Annotated in this window: 15 protein-coding genes and 1 other annotated feature; of the genes, 7 read left to right on the top strand and 8 right to left on the bottom strand. The window is 47.6% G+C overall.

The annotated features are described in order from the left end of the window. Positions 1 to 32: 32 nt before the first annotated feature. On the top strand, positions 33 to 842 hold the full coding sequence (locus tag BLU03_RS11485; protein WP_076571949.1) for a PAS domain-containing protein: 810 nt from the start codon (positions 33 to 35) through the stop codon (positions 840 to 842). A gap of 61 nt (positions 843 to 903) precedes the next feature. On the opposite strand, the gene chrA is transcribed toward BLU03_RS11485, so the two are convergent. Beyond that, positions 904 to 2,079, bottom strand: coding sequence for a chromate efflux transporter (chrA, locus tag BLU03_RS11490; protein WP_093107891.1), 1,176 nt, complete (start codon positions 2,077 to 2,079; stop codon positions 904 to 906). A gap of 180 nt (positions 2,080 to 2,259) precedes the next feature. On the opposite strand from chrA, the gene BLU03_RS11495 reads away from it, so the two are divergent. Together BLU03_RS11495 and BLU03_RS11500 are read left to right on the top strand one after the other, a co-directional pair. Further along, positions 2,260 to 3,252, top strand: coding sequence for an NAD(P)/FAD-dependent oxidoreductase (locus BLU03_RS11495; RefSeq protein WP_076571945.1), 993 nt, complete (start codon positions 2,260 to 2,262; stop codon positions 3,250 to 3,252). Next, the gene (locus BLU03_RS11500; protein WP_093107893.1) at positions 3,249 to 3,818 is read left to right on the top strand and encodes a histidine phosphatase family protein; all 570 of its coding nucleotides are present in this window, start codon (positions 3,249 to 3,251) and stop codon (positions 3,816 to 3,818) included. Before BLU03_RS11495 ends, BLU03_RS11500 begins: the two co-directional genes overlap by 4 nt. A 211-nt stretch (positions 3,819 to 4,029) precedes the next feature. Here BLU03_RS11500 and BLU03_RS11505 read toward each other — a convergent pair whose 3' ends face one another. Genes BLU03_RS11505 through BLU03_RS11520 form a run of 4 tightly spaced genes read right to left on the bottom strand, consistent with a single transcriptional unit; the run spans position 4,030 to position 8,733 of the window. Next, the gene (locus tag BLU03_RS11505) at positions 4,030 to 5,052 is read right to left on the bottom strand and encodes an aldose epimerase family protein (RefSeq protein ID WP_093107895.1); all 1,023 of its coding nucleotides are present in this window, start codon (positions 5,050 to 5,052) and stop codon (positions 4,030 to 4,032) included. A 23-nt stretch (positions 5,053 to 5,075) separates the two neighbouring features. Next, positions 5,076 to 6,551, bottom strand: coding sequence for a UDP-glucose--hexose-1-phosphate uridylyltransferase (galT, locus tag BLU03_RS11510; RefSeq protein WP_093107897.1), 1,476 nt, complete (start codon positions 6,549 to 6,551; stop codon positions 5,076 to 5,078). A gap of 15 nt (positions 6,552 to 6,566) precedes the next feature. Continuing rightward, positions 6,567 to 7,556: a UDP-glucose 4-epimerase GalE gene (gene galE / locus BLU03_RS11515; protein WP_093107899.1), complete on the bottom strand. Its 990-nt coding sequence runs from the start codon at positions 7,554 to 7,556 to the stop codon at positions 6,567 to 6,569. A 1-nt stretch (position 7,557) separates the two neighbouring features. Further along, positions 7,558 to 8,733, bottom strand: a complete 1,176-nt coding sequence (locus BLU03_RS11520) for a galactokinase (RefSeq protein ID WP_093107901.1) — start codon at positions 8,731 to 8,733, stop codon at positions 7,558 to 7,560. A gap of 235 nt (positions 8,734 to 8,968) precedes the next feature. Here BLU03_RS11520 and glcP point away from each other — a divergent pair, with 235 nt between their 5' ends. From glcP to BLU03_RS11535, 3 genes are read left to right on the top strand one after another with little or no spacing between them, the layout of a single operon-like run. Next, entirely contained in the window at positions 8,969 to 10,348 is a 1,380-nt protein-coding gene (gene glcP, locus BLU03_RS11525; protein WP_093107903.1) for a glucose transporter GlcP, read from the top strand. Positions 10,349 to 10,366: 18 nt separating this feature from the next. Beyond that, a complete protein-coding gene (locus tag BLU03_RS11530) occupies positions 10,367 to 11,386 on the top strand; it encodes a LacI family DNA-binding transcriptional regulator (protein ID WP_076571931.1) in 1,020 nt (339 codons plus the stop codon). Beyond that, positions 11,383 to 12,237: a protein phosphatase 2C domain-containing protein gene (locus tag BLU03_RS11535; protein WP_093107905.1), complete on the top strand. Its 855-nt coding sequence runs from the start codon at positions 11,383 to 11,385 to the stop codon at positions 12,235 to 12,237. Before BLU03_RS11530 ends, BLU03_RS11535 begins: the two co-directional genes overlap by 4 nt. Positions 12,238 to 12,444: 207 nt before the next feature. On the opposite strand, the gene BLU03_RS11540 is transcribed toward BLU03_RS11535, so the two are convergent. Further along, a complete protein-coding gene (locus tag BLU03_RS11540) occupies positions 12,445 to 12,891 on the bottom strand; it encodes a DUF4385 domain-containing protein (protein WP_076571926.1) in 447 nt (148 codons plus the stop codon). Beyond that, positions 12,881 to 13,828 (bottom strand): glutaminase A, encoded by a 948-nt coding sequence (glsA, locus tag BLU03_RS11545; protein WP_093107907.1) that lies wholly within the window; start codon positions 13,826 to 13,828, stop codon positions 12,881 to 12,883. The genes BLU03_RS11540 and glsA overlap by 11 nt, the downstream gene beginning before the upstream one ends. A gap of 177 nt (positions 13,829 to 14,005) precedes the next feature. Further along, positions 14,006 to 14,223 (top strand) — a binding site (T-box leader). Between the two features lie 127 nt (positions 14,224 to 14,350). Between glsA and ileS the strand changes: the two genes are divergently transcribed. Beyond that, a complete protein-coding gene (gene ileS / locus BLU03_RS11550) occupies positions 14,351 to 17,440 on the top strand; it encodes an isoleucine--tRNA ligase (RefSeq protein WP_093107909.1) in 3,090 nt (1,029 codons plus the stop codon). Positions 17,441 to 17,603: 163 nt separating this feature from the next. Here ileS and BLU03_RS11555 read toward each other — a convergent pair whose 3' ends face one another. Continuing rightward, positions 17,604 to 18,032, bottom strand: a complete 429-nt coding sequence (locus BLU03_RS11555; RefSeq protein ID WP_008591218.1) for a BrxA/BrxB family bacilliredoxin — start codon at positions 18,030 to 18,032, stop codon at positions 17,604 to 17,606. Between the last annotated feature and the right edge of the window lie 12 nt (positions 18,033 to 18,044).

The following is an 18,044-nucleotide window of genomic DNA, read 5'->3' on the forward strand; positions in this document are numbered from 1 at the left end:
TATAGAAAGAACAGGACAGGAGGAGAACCATTATGGATTATTATTCACTCGATGAGCTGGAAGTAATGCAGCAGAATGATTTCATCAGGGCTGCTGTGGACCGTGTGGGTGTCGGGGTCGTCATTGCTGACCCGCAACAGGTGGACACACCGGTCGTTTACGTAAATAAAGGTTTTGAGGAACTCACGGGTTATGAGGCGAAGGACGTGCTTGGACGGAACTGCCGCTTTCTTCAGGGAGAGGATACAGAATCAGAAAACCTGGACAAAATCCGGGATGCACTGAAAAGCAAAGAGAATATGAAAGTGGAGCTTCGCAACTACCGCAAAGACGGATCCGAATTCTGGAATGAACTGCAGATATACACCGTGTTCATCGAAAAATTGAACCAGGATTTCTTCGTCGGAGTACAGCAGGATGTGACGAAAAGAGTGGAAGCGGAGCGTCTCGTCGGACATTATTCCACGGAAGTGAAGCGGCTTTCCACACCGATCGTACCGGTGGAAGATGGAGTGTCTATTTTGCCGCTGATCGGAAATGTGGACGACGAACGTCTCCAGCAGATGCTTGATGCTGTCAGTAACCACGTTCAGGAAGAGAAGGAAGACTACCTGATTCTTGATTTATCCGGAGTTTCCTTCTTCAACGAAGAAATACATATAGGAATCTATCAGCTGAACCAGCTCCTCAATCTGATGGGGACCACTCTCATACTGAGCGGTGTCACCCCGAAATTCGCTATGGGGAGCACACCTTACGCCAATTTCAGCGAGCTTTCCCTGAGAAGTTATACTTCCGTCAGGCAGGCACTTGAAAGAATCAGAAACGACATTCAGATATAACTGATTGTTTGATCGGCAGAGAGTTACCAGCTTCTCTGCCGGTCTTTTTTCATATTCGGAATTATGCGAATAAAAAGCTGCCTGTTACAACTCCAATCAGCACTACCCCCCAGGCTGGTACTTTGAAGAAGTGAAGAAGGGAAAAGAGTGCCAGCGCCAGAGCGAAAGAAGTGTTCGAATGAATGGCACTTGTCACGACGGGATCGTAAAAGGCGGCCAGCAGAATACCGACGACGCTTGCGTTCACTCCCATCAGCACACCCTGAAATCCCGGACGGCTCCGCAGCTCGCTGAGAAAAGGCAAAGCGGCGATCAGAAACAGGAAAGAGGGGAGAAACATGGCGATTGTCGCGACTGCCGCCCCGCTCACACCTTCAATCATGGTTCCGATATAACTTGAGAAAGTGAACAGCGGGCCTGGAACAGCCTGAGCTGCCCCGTAACCGGCGAGAAACTGATCCACATTCAGCCACCCTGACGGCACGATTTCCCGTTCAAGCATAGGGAGGACGACATGGCCGCCTCCGAATACGAGAGAACCGACGCGGAAGAAGGTATCGAATAGTTGTATAAGAATGTGCTCTGTCTGCCGTGCAAGGACGGGCAGTACCAGAAGGAGGGAGACAAGCAGAGCAAGAGCGCCTGCACCCGCTTTTTTCGAAAAAGTGACGGGGAAGGGGGCGGCGTTTGTATCTGCTATTTTTTTGAACAGAAATCTTCCGGCTATCCCTGCCACCCCTATGATCCCGAGCTGCATCCACGCGAACGGGAAAAGAAGCATAAAACAGGCCGCTATTATTGCAATCGTCTGCCTTTTCGAATCCGGCGTCAGTTTTTTTCCGAGCCCGATCAGAGCGTGCAGCACGACGGCGACAGCCACCACTTTTAAACTATGGATGAACGGAGCATCCGCCAGTTGGAAATTCTGATACAAAAGCGCAAATAGCACCAGAATAATCACGGATGGCAGTGTGAACCCGAGCCAGCTGATAATACCGCCGGCGAGTCCCCCTCGCAGCATGCCGATGGATATTCCTACCTGACTGGAAGCAGGGCCGGGGAGAAACTGACAGAGGGCGATGATGTCGGCATACGTCTTATCGTCAAGCCATTTTCTCCGGTCGATGTACTCTTCTTTAAAGTACGCGAGATGAGCGACAGGGCCGCCGAACGAAGTAAGCCCGAGACGAATGGATGATTTCATTATCTCAAAGAGATGTCTGTTATTGTTCTTCATATTGAAAAAAGCTCCTCTCGAGACCGCTTTTATTAGAAAAAAGAAAGTACGGGATTTTCTCCTTCCCAGGAGGTCAATCTACAATATACGTTGTTGGGTGGACACCGTCAACATTGTAAAACGGTAACATTTTGTTTAAAATTGAAAATAATTATCAATAAGAATCGGAGGCGTTGAGATATGAAAGATGTGATTGTAATCGGCGGAGGAACAAGCGGACTTTATGCCGCTTACTACAGCTGTATGAGAAATATGGACACGCTGGTGCTCGAGTACCAAGAGGAAACGGGAGGAAAAGCGAAAGTATTCTATCCGGAGAAAGAGCTGTATGACGTTCCCGGCTTCAACGGAATCACGGGGGAGGACTTTGTTTTTGAAACGCAGAAACAGGCGGAACTGCTGGCTCCGGAAATAGAGACGGATGTCATCGTCGAAAATCTGGAAGAAAAAGAAGACAGTGTCGTCGTAAAGACGAATAAAGGCGATTACGAAGCTCTCAGCGTCATCCTCGCTTCCGGACTCGGAGCGTATGACACGGTACCGCTGCCTCTTCAGAAAAGGGAAGAATTCGAGCCTTACTCCATCCACTATACGCTTGAAAATCGGAAACGCTTCAAAAACAAGCGGATTGCCGTATATTCCAACTTCCGTATCGGAATCGACTGGGCCCTGACAATGGAAAAAGAGGGAGCGGCCGCTGTCAGCTTGATCAACCGGGATGAAACATTCCGGGCGGTTTATGAGCACGATGAAGAACAGCTCGCTGCATCTTCCGTGAATGTATTCCGTAATACGGAAATCGACGATCTCGAAGGAGAATCGGGAGCTCTCATGCGTATTCATCTTTCCAATGGGGAAAGTATCGAAGCGGACCACCTTCTTGTATATGAAGGGGTAAGCATAGGTAAAAGTGTATACAAAGACTGGGGACTCGAAGTGGAAAAAGGAAGAGTGACTGTGGATACAGAAATGAAAACGAGCGGAGCCCGGGTATTTGCGTGCGGAGATGCTGCCTATTACCCTGGGAAAACGATGCTTCTCGCTTCGGGGATGTCCGAAGCCATGACAGCTGTGAACAGTGTGAAACAGCTGCTGAATCCGAAAGCTCCCCCTCAAGTTTACAGTACGGTCGTTTATAAACACCATAAGCCCGGGGAGGATATGGACGAATGACATCGATCTGTCTCGTACGACACGGAGAAACAATGTGGAACAGGGAAAAGAAACTTCAGGGAGGTACGGATATCCCGCTGAACTATACGGGGGTAGAGCAGGCGAAACTGTGCCGGGACTACCTGAGAGACGATGAATGGGACGTATTGGTGACAAGCCCGCTGGAAAGAGCGAAGCACACCGCTGAAATAATCGGGGAGGGGCATAATCTTCCCCTTACAGTCATGGAAGAATTACGGGAGCGCCACTTCGGGGAAGCCGAAGGAATGCGTGAAGAGGAAAGGCTGGCCGCATATCCGGACAAACAGTACCCCGGTCAGGAAGACAAGGAGGTTTTCATAAATCGGGTGATGACGGGTGTGCATCGCCTGACTGAAGAATTTCCGGATCGCCGCGTGCTGCTTGTTGCCCACGGCGCGGTTATTAACGCTATACTGACGGAAATCTCCGGTGGGAAAATCGGAGCCGATCGCTTTAAGCTTCTGAACGGATGCCTCACGAATATCGAATTTATGGAAGGGGTCTGGAAAGTCCACGATTACAATCAGGTCACTCATCTTTCCTGAATGTCTCTTCGTAAAAATTTCCGGGGAAATAAATTATTCCTTAAAGGCTTGAGGATGGGAAAATATAGGAAAAGGATACTGGCGTATGGCCAGTATCCTTTTTTTGGGGGGGCGGACTCAACTTATTGAACCGCCGCATACGATGTCATACTTACGATGCGGGGAGGTCGGACACCTTCTTCTGCTCCACGGCAGCTCCTCCCGACAGACTTTATTTAAACGAATACGTAATATAGCTGTGATATCTCTCCCGCGAAGCTGCGATCACACTGGGAAACCCTTCGTGGTGCAAGGCTGCCGGGTGTGCCTGGGCTTCAAAACAAACGCCTGCGTATTTTTGGGAGGGTCCGTTGTTTAATGCAAGCCCGGCATCAAGGCCATTGGCAGTGTACAACACCATGCCGGGTTGATTTGTGCGGATCTCCATATTTCGTCCGGAGCTCTGTTCCGATACTTTTATCGTTTTCTCTTTCCCAAGAACAAAATAATGATCGTAACCGTTACCGACAGTTTTTTGCTGGGCTGTGTCCGGTTTTAGCCCCTCTCCAATCGATCGGCCGTTTCTGAAATCAAAAGGTGTTCCAGTCGTCTCCATTAATCTGCCGGTCGGTATAAGTTCCTCGTCGAGTTCGGCGAAATGATCGCTTTCAAATTCGACATGGTGATTGTGCACCGTTTCTCTTCTGTTTCCGCTTAAATTGAAATACGTATGGTTTGTCATAGCGACCGGAGTGTCCTGGTCAGAACTCGCCCCGTAGCTGAGCGTCAGTTCATTAGCATTGTTCAGAGTATACGTAATCGATACATCCAGATTACCCGGGTAGCCTTCTTCCATATGTGTGCTTGTTCGATTTAAAATAAGCTTGGCTTCATTTTTCGACTGAAACGTTTCTGCATCCCAAACCATCTGATGAAAGCCGTTAGAGCCACCATGCAGATGATGGTTACCTTCATTATTCGTCAATACATAGGAATTATCGTTGAGCTGGAAGCTGCTGTTTTTGATTCTCCCGGCCACACGTCCGATCTGGGCTCCTAAATAATTAGCATTATCAGCATAGTCTGCATAATTTTTATACCCGAGGACAACATTTTCGGTTCTTCCGTGCCGGTCCGGAACCATGAGTTTTGTAATAATTCCGCCATAGTTCAGTATAGAAACCGACATACCATGATCATTTTCGAGGGTATACTCCTTCCAATCGCCGTATATATCATCCTTTGCGATATACAGTTTTCTTCACCTGCCCGTCTGTTTTACAGTGTGTTAATAAAACGCTTGAATGTTGATTCATCCTTGAACACACCGGCATCTTCCAGTACTTTTGAAAATTTAATCCCAAGTTCTTTCTGCAAGACGTTTTCCGCTTTAGTAGTGTCATTAAGTGTACCGTATTTTTGTTTAATGGTTTGCGCCCACGCTTCGTGATAGTCTGCCACATTGCCTGGTTCTCCCAGGAGGAATGATTTGATTTCAGTGAATTCCTCTTTCAACCTTGCCGGGAGGACGGCGAGACCCATTACCTCAATCAGCCCAATGTTCTCTTTTTTAATATGGTGGACGTCAGCATGAGGATGGAAGATACCCGATGGATGCTCTTCAGATGTTCGATTGTTGCGCAAAACCAGATCAAGCTCATAAACGCCGTTCCGCATTCGTGCTATTGGTGTGATAGTGTTGTGTGGAGTGTTGCCGGAAAAAGCTTTAATCGCTGCCGACTCATCCGAGTAATCTTTCCACGTTTGTAGAATATGGTCGGCCGCACCAAGCAACTGTTCTTTTTCCATACTTTTTAACCGTATGACTGATAAAGGCCAATGCAGCACGTGGGCAGAAACTTCGGCAAAATCGGTAAGCGAAAAAGAAAATGCTTCTTTTGCGTCGGTCATAGCGAACCTGTATCTGCCACCCTGAAAATGATCATGCGTTAAAATAGACCCGCCGACAATCGGAAGATCGGCATTCGATCCGATAAAATAATGCGGGAATTTTTCGATGAATGCGAGCAGTTGTGCGAATGTCTTCTTATTAATTTTCATGTCCCGGTGTTCTTCGGCGAGCACTATACTATGTTCGTTGTAATAAACGTATGGCGAGTATTGGAGATACCAGTTTTCCCCGAGCAGTGGAACCTCGATAACCCGATGATTGGCACGGGCCGGATAACCGGTTCGACCGACGTATCCTTCATTTTCAACACAAAGAACGCATTTCGGATAGTCAACTTGCTGTTTGTTTTCGCGTTCCCGTCTGATCTGCTCCGGATCTTTTTCAGGCTTCGACAAATTAATGGTAATATCGAGCTCTCCATACTCCGTGGTGGCCGTGAAATGGATGTTTTTGTTGATACGCTTCATCTGAATATAATTACTGTTTTTGCTGAGCTCATAAAAGTAATCCGTGGCCCTGGCCGGGTTTTGTGCGTATTTTTCCTGAAAAATAGCATTAATGGTTGATGGGCGGGCAACGAGACAATTCATGATATTTGCTGCCAGGATTTCTTTCTCGTCAAAAACGTCATCGATGACGTGGTTCCGGACGGCGTAAGCTACCAGTTGATCAAGTATATCCGGGATGCTGTCGTCATTGTGCAAGGAGGGGGCTGCAGCTGTCTCTCCTTTCAGATTAAGCAAATACATGATTTGGTTACGTGCATAGATCCGGTCTGCTTGTTCAATTAACCCGACTTCCGTCGCTTTATGAATCAGTTTCTCAAGATGCTGGTAAACCATGTTTATCTGCTCCTCTCAGGTTTGATAGCCGCCTGGATTATTTACGTGCCACTGCCAGGCGTCCTCCATGATTTTTGTGATTGCTGTCCGTTCAGGATTCCAATGGAGTATATTTCTGGCTTTCTCCGAGCTTGCGATTAATACGCTTGGGTCGCCGGCTCGCCGTTCCCCAATCTCAGCTTCGATTTCTCTTCCTGTTACCTTCCGTGCTGCATCGACCATTTCTTTTACCGAGAACCCGCGACTGCTGCCAAGGTTAAAAATGTCGCTGGCGCCGTCGTTTCTTAAATGGCTCATCGCAAGAATATGTGCCTGGATCAAATCCTCGACATGGACATAGTCCCTGATGCAAGTACCGTCTTCTGTATTGTAGTCATCCCCGAAAATAGTAATGTTCTGGCGTTGGCCGAGAGCGGCCTGCAAAATAATTGGCACAAGATGTGTTTCAGGACGATGATCCTCACCGATTTCACCTGACTCTCTTGCCCCTGCCACATTAAAATATCGCAGGGATACATATTTTATACCATGAGCCTGTTCGGTCCACTTCATGAGTTTTTCCATGGTCAGTTTTGTTTCGCCATATGTGCTTGCCGGGTTTGTCTGCATGGTTTCGGTAATCGGAATGGACTCCGGTTCGCCATACGTTGCTGCAGATGATGAGAACACGATATTTCTTACATGGTTTTCAACCATCACTGTCAATAAAACCTGTGTGCCGTATACGTTGTTATCGAAATATTGAAGCGGTTTTTCCATGGACTCGCCTACAAGGGAATTAGCAGCAAAATGCATGACACCATCGATCGTTTCCTTTTCGAATACGCCGCGAAGGAAGTCGATTTCACGGATGTCCCCTTCATAATAAGTTACCTTAGGATGGATCGCTTCTTCATGTCCTGTGGTCAGATTATCGACTACCACCACATCTTCACCTTTGTCCACGAGCTGGTAAACCGCATGGGAGCCGATGTATCCGGCTCCGCCTAATACAAGTATACTCATTTCAGCGCACCCCTTTCGTTATCTCTTTAGCACCGTCGCCAATTGCTGCGGTGTAAAAGGTCGGTTCATAACCAATTGTTTTCGAATAGATTTCATTTACATTTGTTTTGAAAGAATCGATGCTGCTTTGTTCCACGATGGCGATTGCACATCCGCCAAATCCTGCACCGGTCATGCGTGCGCCGGTCACGCCATCCTGGTCCCAGGCCGCTTCCACGATGGTGTCCAGTTCAATTCCGGTAACTTCATAATCATTTTTCAGCGATTCGTGGGAAGCGTTCATCAATCGGCCAAATCCGTTAAGATCGCCGTCCTGAAGTTTTTTTAATGCCTCAAGGGTACGTACGTTTTCTGAAACGGCGTGTTTTGCCCGTTTCCGGTCGTCCTCATTATTGATGAGGTGTTTGTGCTGAGTAAATTCTTCATTCGATAAATCACCAAGACTTTCGATGGACAGTTCGCTTTTTAAATCGGCCAGTGCCTGATCACACTGCTGACGGCGTTCGTTATATTTCGAGTCCGCCAGCATACGCTGCTTGTTGGTATTCATAATGATAATCGAATGGTGGTGCAGTTCAATCGGTGCATAGTGGTAATCGAGCGTTTGACAGTCTAATAGAATAGCGTGATTTTTTTTGCCCATACCAACTGCAAACTGATCCATGATGCCGCTGTTTACACCAATGTATTCATTTTCAACCTGCTGACCGAGCCGGATCATGTCGATACGGTCAATGGCTAACTCATATAAATATTCCAGCAGTACACCGGTCACCATCTCTATCGACGCGGAAGACGACAGGCCTGCACCGTTTGGAATGTCCCCGTAATACAAAATGTCAGCACCGTGATCGATATTATGCCCCTGTGCGGTTATGTATTTGATCATCCCTTTCGGATAATTCGCCCAGTCGTGCGCCGAATTATAACTCAGATCCGCCAGATCACATTCGATAATATCTGTTTCCGGAAAATTCATTGAATAGAAACGAAGTACAGTATCATTTCGTTTTGTTCCCAGCGCATATGTTCCGAAAGAAACCGATGCAGGGAAAACGTGACCTCCATTATAGTCGGTATGCTCACCGATTAAATTAATTCGCCCCGGTGCAAAGAATGTACGGGGTGTTTCATCGCTGTTAAATATCTCCTGAAATTTCTGGATGAGATTAGTCATGGGACCCCTCCTGTTTATTAAACGCTTACAATTCCTAATTTCAATTTACTATAGTGTTTCGACTTACACAATAAAAAAATCAATTTATTTTAGTAAAAAAATAATAAAAATTTACTTAGCGATTATTATGTAATCGAGAAGGTTTGTTTTTCAATGGCTTTAAAATAGCTATTTACATAAATTTTATGAAAGCGTATACTAAACTTAAATTAAAAAAACTTAGGAGGTTTCGAAAATGGTCAGTAAAAAAATAGGTAAAAAAATGATATTTTTCCTCGGTGCTTTAGGAGGGCTTCTGTACGGTTATGATATGGGTGTTATCTCCGGCGCTCTTTTATACATAAAAGACGATATCCCGCTGACGAGTTTTACGGAAGGACTTGTGGTCAGTTCCATGTTGATAGGTGCGATATTCGGCTCCGGATCCAGCGGACCTTTATCGGATAAATTCGGGCGGCGCAGGCTGGTGTTCATGATCTCCATTATCTTTATAATCGGTGCCCTTACGCTGGCGTTTGCTCCGAATATGGTGACACTCGTTGTCGGCCGATTGATTATCGGACTTGCCGTTGGCGGTTCTACCGCAATTGTTCCCGTCTATTTGTCCGAGATGGCCCCGACAGAATCACGCGGGTCGCTCAGTTCTTTGAACCAGCTGATGATTACGATAGGTATTCTTTCTTCCTATCTGGTAAACTATGCTTTTGCAGATATCGAAGGATGGCGCTGGATGGTCGGGCTTGCTGTCGTACCGTCCGTTGTATTGATGGTCGGCGTTATCTTTATGCCGGAGAGTCCAAGATGGCTGCTTGAAAACCGTGGTAAGGAAGCGGCACGCAGTGTTATGAAACTGACGCGGAAACCGGATGAGATAGAGAAAGAAATCGATGAAATGATTGAAATCAACCGTATTTCTGACAGCACATGGAATGTGTTGAAGTCATCATGGCTGCGTCCGACACTGCTCATTGGATGTACATTCGCATTGTTGCAGCAGATCATCGGTATTAATGCTATCATTTACTATGCACCGACCATTTTCAATGAAGCGGGGCTTGGGGATGTAACATCCATCCTGGGAACAGTCGGTATCGGGACGGTGAACGTGGTTGTTACCATATTTGCCATCATGATCATCGATAAAATCGACCGGAAAAAGCTGTTGATCACCGGTAATATCGGGATGGTCAGCTCATTAATTATAATGGCCGGTCTTATTTGGACAATTGGACTAGGCTCAGATGTTACTGCCTGGATCATTGTCGCTTGTCTGACATTGTTTATTGTGTTCTTTGCTTTTACGTGGGGACCTGTACTATGGGTTATGCTTCCGGAACTGTTCCCGATGCGTGCACGTGGCGCCGCTACAGGTATTGCCGCTTTGGCGTTATCAATCGGAAGTCTGCTAGTTGCACAATTCTTCCCGCTGCTGACTGAGATTATGGCGATTGAGCAGGTATTCCTGATTTTCGCAGCGATCGGCATCGGCGCACTGTTCTTTGTTGTGAAATACCTTCCGGAAACCCGCGGTCGCAGCCTGGAAGAAATTGAAGCTGATTTGCGGGCACGTACCTCCGCTTCAGAGACGAATAATGCAGGCAGTATGCATAACTAAGCGATTGGAGTGGAAGAAATGGCAACGATAAAAGATATAGCAACTAATGTGAATGTCTCGATTGCCACCGTCTCACGTGTGCTGAATAATGACCCGACACTATCGGTAAGTCCTGAAACAAAACAGCGTATTTTCGATGCCGCTGAACTGCTTGATTATAAAAAACACATTCACAAAAAAACAAAGCAGCACATGCGAATAGCCATCGTTCAGTGGTACACCGAAACAGAAGAGCTGAATGACCTTTATTACTACTCAATCAGGCTGGGTGTGGAAAAGAAGCTGGAAGGTGAGGGGTATGATTATATCAGGCTGTTTCAAAATACGGACAATAACCTCAACGTTAAAGTGAATGGGATTATTGCTATTGGTAAGTTTTCACACGAGCAAATGAAACAGCTGGAAGAATGGTGCCCCAACATTTGTTTTGTCGATAATATCCGTGCACTGAATTCATGTGATTCTGTTATTGCTGACTTTCAGCAGTCCACCCAGAGTGTTTTGTCTCACTTTATAGAAGAGGGGCATTCAAAAATAGGGATTCTGGCTGGTGAAGAAAAGCCCCCCGGGGCCTCCGAAGTGCTGATGGACCCAAGATATGAGAATTTTCGTGACTACATGAAAACACAGGGGCTATTTAATAAAAATTACTGCTTTAAAGGTGCTTTCGCGGTGGATGCCGGGTACGAGATGATGAATCAGGCCGTAAGCACGCTGCAGGATGATCTGCCGACTGCATTTTTTTGTGCAAATGACTCCATTGCTATCGGAGCATTACGCGCATTACGTGATCATTCCATTTCGGTACCGGAGCGGGTCAGTTTAATCGGATTCAATGATTCCAGTGTGGCAAAGTATATATCGCCGTCTTTAAGCACTGTCAAAGTCTATACGGAAATGATGGGGGAGACCGCAGTGAGTTTGCTGAAGGAACGGATTTTTCAACAGCGCCCGGTTGCCAAAAAAGTAACGTTGGGGACGGAACTGATTATCAGGGAAAGCTGTCAAAAAACAGAGCCGCAGGGAGAATTAACATGAGAATCAGCACTGTAAACAAAAAAGGGAATGGAAACATAAATGAGGATGCTTATGTCGTGAATGAAAAGGCGGGGGTATTCGCTGCAATTGATGGGGCGACAGGACTTGAAGGTGTCCCCGGTAACATTGCCTCCCATGCCGTCCGGGATACGCTGGCTTCAGCTGCAGAAGAGGAGCTGTTTGACGAACTCGTCGAAGCTGCTAATCTGCAGGTTGCAGAAGAAACGTTGAACTGGTTAGGTTCAGATGATCCAGCAGAAATTAACGATGTGCCGAAGGGAAAGCGGAGCACCTGTGCCCTTGCGGCCATCTCAATAGACAGGGAACGATTGTCTCTGGAATACGCCCATGCGGCCGACTGTATGATTTTTTTACAGTATGCAAACGGAGATATACGAACAGTCACATATGACCTGCTCAGTCATTTTGACCAGAAGGCAATCAATGAAATTGTGAAACTGCGAAGCGGACAGACGAAGAAAACACCTATCAGTGAAGCCCGGAAGGAAGTCCGTTCAACTTTAATTGAAAACCGTGCCCTGTTAAACACGGATGCGGGATACAGTGTGATTGACGGAAGTAAAGAAGCGATGAAGCACCTGGAAAGTGGCAGGTTATCCTTGAAAAAGGTCACCGCGATTCTTTTGTTAAGTGACGGATTGATGATGCCCACGGGGCTTGAGGAAGCCGATGGCTGGGAGCAGTCGGCCAACATTGCTTTTCAGTATGGAGTGGACAGGTTAGTGAGTGCAGTGGAGGAAAGGGAGAACGATGATCCCGAGTGTATAACATACCCGCGTCTGAAAATGAAAGATGACAAGACAGCCGTTCTGATAGAAATCGGCTCGTAACTTTAATATTTGATTGCCGGGACTGGAACTGGTAAAACGTTTCGCTCCTGTTTTTAAGGTACTTTTCCGGACAATGAGCACAGATGTAAAGCACTGAAATAACGTTGGATTTTATGAAGCCGTCATATGCAGAACTGGGATAGAGAGAAGGAGGAGGTCGGTCGTCTCCTTCTTTCTATCCGTTAAGCTCTGCCGCGGCTTCTTTTTTTATCCATACTTTTTCTGGTGCTGCTTTTTCATAGCCAGATATTCTTCGTCTTCCCGGACTTTGATCCATTTCTGTTCGAAAATCCGGGCGGACTCGGCTTTTTCTTCATCTATATCGCGTTCTTTGACGTTTCCGTCTTCGTCGTACTTTTTCCCGCCTTTGTAATTAGCGTACCTTCTGGAACGGGTGTAGCCCATCTGCAGAAATTTCCGGGCCATGTCCATACCGACAAACTCGTTGTTCTTCTTGTAATCAAGGTACATATTGTATATAGCTTCCGAGGATTCCCGGGCAATCTCGGGAGTCTTGAAGCGCCAGTGTGCGAGAATCTCACTTTTATAGGGTTCCACGAGCAGGACACCCTGCTCGCCTCGTCCCACCCGGTATTTCTCGGGATTCTTGCGGAAGTCGGTGGTGTCGAAATCGAGATCATAATCAAAGCTCATGTTCGATCACCCCGAACATGTTCAGATCCAGCTCGTTGGAAAGCGATTTGACGAGGGCACCTCCGGCCGTGCTGTTTCCTTTGGCATCAATCGCCGGACCGATGATCCCTATTCCCATACGTCCGGGGACGGCACCGATAATAGCTCCGGAGACCCCGCTTTTTAGAGGGAAGCCCGCTTCCACGGCGAACTGACCGGACGAGTTATACATCCCGGACGTAAGCATAATAGATTTGACCGTTCTTAAGTGTTCCGGTGATATGAGGCGGATGTTCGTTTCCGGATCCCGGCCTTCGTTGGCCATAAAATGACCGACCCGGGCGAAATCCTCGGTACACATCATGACAGCGTTGGTACGGAAATAGAGATCGAGTGCTTCTTCCGGAGGCATAATCATTGCTCCCGTACTTTGCATGAAATAAGCGAGGGCACGGTTGCGGGCTCCGTTTGATTTCTCCGCTTCATATATTTCTTCGCTCATCACTAAATCAGGGTTTCCGGTGATCTGTCTGATGAATGTCATAAATCTTTCGAAACGCTCTTCGACGGAACCCCCTTTAACAAGGGCGGCAGTGGCGATAGCGCCGGCGTTGATCATCGGATTGAACGGTTTTTCCGTCTGATGCCTTTCCAGCTGACCGATCGAGTTGAAGAAATCTCCCATCGGCTCCATACCGACCATGTCGAAGACACGCTTCTTCCCGAAGTCGTTCAGCGCGAGCATCAGCGTAACGATTTTAGCTGTGCTCTGCATCGGAACATACAAGTCGGTCTTCCCGGCATGAAAATACTCCTCACCGGTCCAGACCGTAACTCCCAGTACGTCTTTTTTCGTATCGTCATACATAGGGATGACCGGTCTTACTTCCCCGTCTGATGCGTAGGGGAGACTGTCTTCGACTATCTGTTCCAGAAGCTGGTTGGATAATTGAGCCATAAGTGAATTCTCCTTTATTGAATGACTTAAGAGTATGATAAATATGCACGAATCATTCATTTTTAAAAGTGTACCCTCATTTTTTCCGTTCTATGCCTGCTTTTCTAAATAAAAAAAAGGTAAAATACTATGTATGAAACTGCGATTCATGTTATTATGAGAAAGTATAGAATATACGTAAATTCTGCGATAGGAAGAGTACGTTCTTTTGCCCATCCCAAGAGAATCACCGGCTGGTGGAAGGTGACAGATGGAGAAGAAGGGAAAATCATCCTGGAGAAGCGTCGTTGAAATGAGTAGATGCCGCCGGTTACGTGACCGTTACCCACGATGGTTCAAAGTGCCGCATACGTGCGGAATTCGGGTGGTACCGCGGAAATAACTCCGTCCCTTTTATATAAGGGGCGGTTTTTTTATACCTGTGTTTCTGGTGGGCCCGGTTCGTCCGGGATGGTTTTAATGGAAAGAGAGACTGGGGAACAGGGTTCCTTACTCAAACAAATCACGTGAGGTGAAGAGGAAATGCGTAAAGTCAATACGAAAGAAGTGGCAATCGAACGCGAAAATCGCGTCAAGGATTACTGGCAGGAGAAAAACGTGTTCGACCGTTCCATGGAAGAGCGGGAAGGAAACGAAACGTTCGTCTTCTATGAAGGTCCGCCGACAGCAAACGGTCTTCCCCATGCCGGGCACGTGCTTGGCCGGGTAATCAAGGACTTCGTCGGTCGTTATAAGACGATGAACGGCTACCAGGTTATCCGTAAAGGCGGCTGGGATACACACGGTCTCCCGGTGGAAATCGAAGTGGAAAAACAGCTCGGTATTTCCGGTAAGCAGGAAATCGAAGAATACGGAGTGGAGAAGTTCATCGAACAGTGTAAGAAGAGCGTGTTCGAATATGAAAAACAGTGGCGGGAGTTTACGGAAGCGATCGGGTACTGGCTTGATATGGACGATCCGTACGTCACACTTGAAGATAATTATATCGAGAGTGAGTGGTATATCCTGGCCGACCTGCACAAACGAGGTCTCCTCTCCAAAGGTCACCGGGTTACACCGTATTGCCCGAGCTGCCAGACGACTCTCAGTTCCCATGAAGTCGCCCAGGGCTATGAAGATGTAAAAGATCTGTCGGCCACGGCGAAATTCAAAGTGAAGGATGCGGAGAATGAATACTTCCTCGGCTGGACGACGACGCCATGGACACTGCCGGCGAACGTGGCGCTTGCCGTTCACCCGGAACTCGACTACGTCAAAGCGAAACAGCACGATGAAGTATTTATCGTAGCCCGCGATCTTGCGGACGCAGTGATGGGAGAAGAATATGAAATCATTTCCGAACATAAAGGGAGCGAACTCGTAGGAATCGATTACATCGCGCCGTTCCCGTTTGTAAAACCGGAGCGGGGTCACACCGTCGTTTCCGCTGGATTTGTAAACGCAGAAAGCGGTACAGGGGTCGTACACATTGCCCCTGCCTACGGGGAGGATGACTACAACCTCGTCCTTGAAAATAATCTCTCTTTCTTTAACGTCGTGGACGGAGCGGGACGCTATACTTCCGACATCCCTCCGTTCGAGGGACGATTCGTCAAAGACTGTGACGTGGACATTGTGAAATATCTGTCGGAAGAAGGGCTTCTGTATGATAAAGAAAAATATGAGCACAGCTACCCGCACTGCTGGCGCTGTGACACGCCGCTCCTTTATTATGCGATCGAAAGCTGGTTCATCAAAACGACGGAGATGAAAGATAAGTTCATCGAAAATAACCAGACAGTGGAGTGGCACCCGGATCATATCAAAGATGGTCGTTTCGGAAACTTCCTTGAAAATATGGTGGACTGGAACATTGGTCGTAACCGTTTCTGGGGTACGCCTCTGAACGTTTGGATCTGTAATGAATGCGGTCATCAGCACGCTCCGGAGAGTAAATCGGATCTTCTTTCCAAAGCGAAAGGAGAAGTGACGGATGTCGAGCTGCATAAACCTTATGTCGATCGTATCCAGCTCTCCTGTGAGGAATGCGGCGGCACGATGGACCGCGTCCCGGAAGTGATCGACGTGTGGTTTGACAGCGGATCGATGCCGTTTTCCCAGTACCACTACCCGTTTGAGAATGAAGAAACGTTCAATAAGCAGTTCCCGGCGGACGTTATTTGTGAAGGAGTGGACCAGACCCGCGGCTGGTTCTACAGTCTGATGGCCGTATCCACGATGTTTACAGGGAAAGCTCCGTACAAGCGGGTTCTTTCCACCGGTCACATTCTTGATGAACATGGCAGGAAGATGTCCAAGAGTAAAGGGAATGCGCTCCATCCGATGGACCTCGTAAATAAATTCGGAGCGGATGCTTTCCGCTGGGCTCTGCTTGCCGACAGTGCTCCGTGGAACAATAAACGTTTCTCCGAGCGCGTCGTCTCCGAAGCGAAATCGAAAGTTGTCGATACGTTAGTAAATACGCACGGTTTCTTTACACTGTACGCGGATATCGATAACTACGAGTATGACCCGGAGGATACAGGAGAGAAGACGCTCCTGGACCGCTGGATTATTTCCCGCGCGAACACTGTGGCGGCCCGCGTGAGAACCGGACTTGACGAGTATGACTTTACAAAAGCTGCGAAGGAAATCGAGAAGTTAGTCGATGAAGTAAGTAACTGGTATATCCGTCGTTCCCGTAACAGATTCTGGGAAAGCGGAATGAGTGAGTCGAAAAAAGCTGCCTACTCCACGCTTCGCGAAGTGCTCGTAGGCCTGAGTCGTCTGCTTGCTCCATACACTCCGTTCGTAGCGGACGACATTCATATGAACCTGACGGGCGAAAGTGTCCATCTCGCTGCTTTCCCTGAGCGTGAAGAACATCGCGTCGATGAGAAGCTGGAGAGAGACATGGATGCTGTCCTTCAGGTAGTGGAACTTGCCCGCGGCGTACGTAATACGGAAGCGATCAAGACGAAACAGCCGCTGGCCGAACTGACGGTCATCCCGGTCAATCAGGATCGCGGCGCCGCTCTTAAAGAGTATCGCCCTATTATCGCAGAGGAAATCAACGTGAAAGAGGTCGTAGTAAAAGAATCCTCCGAAGATCTTATCCGGTATGAAGTTAAACTTAACTTCCGTGAAGCCGGACCTAAGTTAGGGAAAAACGTCAATACAGTGAAGAAATACCTGGAGTCGCTCTCTGATGAAGAGGCAGCTGATATCGTGACGAATCAGAAAGCGGTAGTTCCTGCAGAGGACGGGGACATCGAAGTGCCGATGGACCTTCTGATCGCTGAAAGAGTAGCCGACAGTGGACTGTCGATGGGATCGAACCAGGAATTCCACGTAGTGCTTGATACGACTATTACGGAAGAACTCCGCCTTGAAGGTCTTTCCCGCGAAGTGATCCGCGTTATCCAGGACGTACGGAAGCAGAAAGACCTGCCGATCGATCTTCGTGTAAACATAGCTATTGCAGGAGACGAAGATGTGAGGAAGGCGATACAGGAAAACGAGCAGGTCATCCGTGACAACGTACTGGTTAATGAGCTCGACCTGCAGGAAACAGAGGACATGGAAGAATTCGAAGTAAGCAGTCATAAGCTGAAGCTTCAGATTCAGACGTGAGATAAACACCTCCCGTTTCCAGTCTGGACTGATGCTCCGGGTAAGCGACCCTTATCCGGAACACTTCTGTCCGGCGAATGTGAAAATAAATAAAAAAGCGTACCTCGTGGAAAAGTATTCCACCAGGTACGCTTTTTTTGTTCAGTATTTTTCAGTTATATCCTCAGCAGTACTTATCGTAAGCTTCTGTCAGGTTCTCCACGATTTCTTCCACTTCATAATCTTCAATGTGCTCGCGTGGAATGAAATGCATAACCTGGCCGTCTTTTAAAATCGCCATGGAAGGAGAGGAAGGTTCGTATCCTTCCAGATAGTCGCGCATCCGGGCCGTCGATTCACGATCCTGACCGGCGAACACGGTGACGAGGTGCTCCGGCCGATTGTCGTTTTCGAGAGATTTGATAGCTGCAGGACGGGCCAGTCCGGCGGCACACCCGCAAACCGAGTTGATGACGACGAGAGATGTGCCCTTCACAGAGCTGATGAACTCGTCCACTTCATCCGGAGATACAAGTTCCGTAAAACCGGCTTCCGTCAATTCGTCTCTCATCGGCTGGGAAATTTCTTTCATATAAGCTTCATATGCGTTCATAGTAAACGCCTC

Origin of the sequence: Salimicrobium album (assembly GCF_900107115.1) — a bacterium.
Lineage (GTDB): Bacteria > Bacillota > Bacilli > Bacillales > Halobacillaceae > Salimicrobium > Salimicrobium album.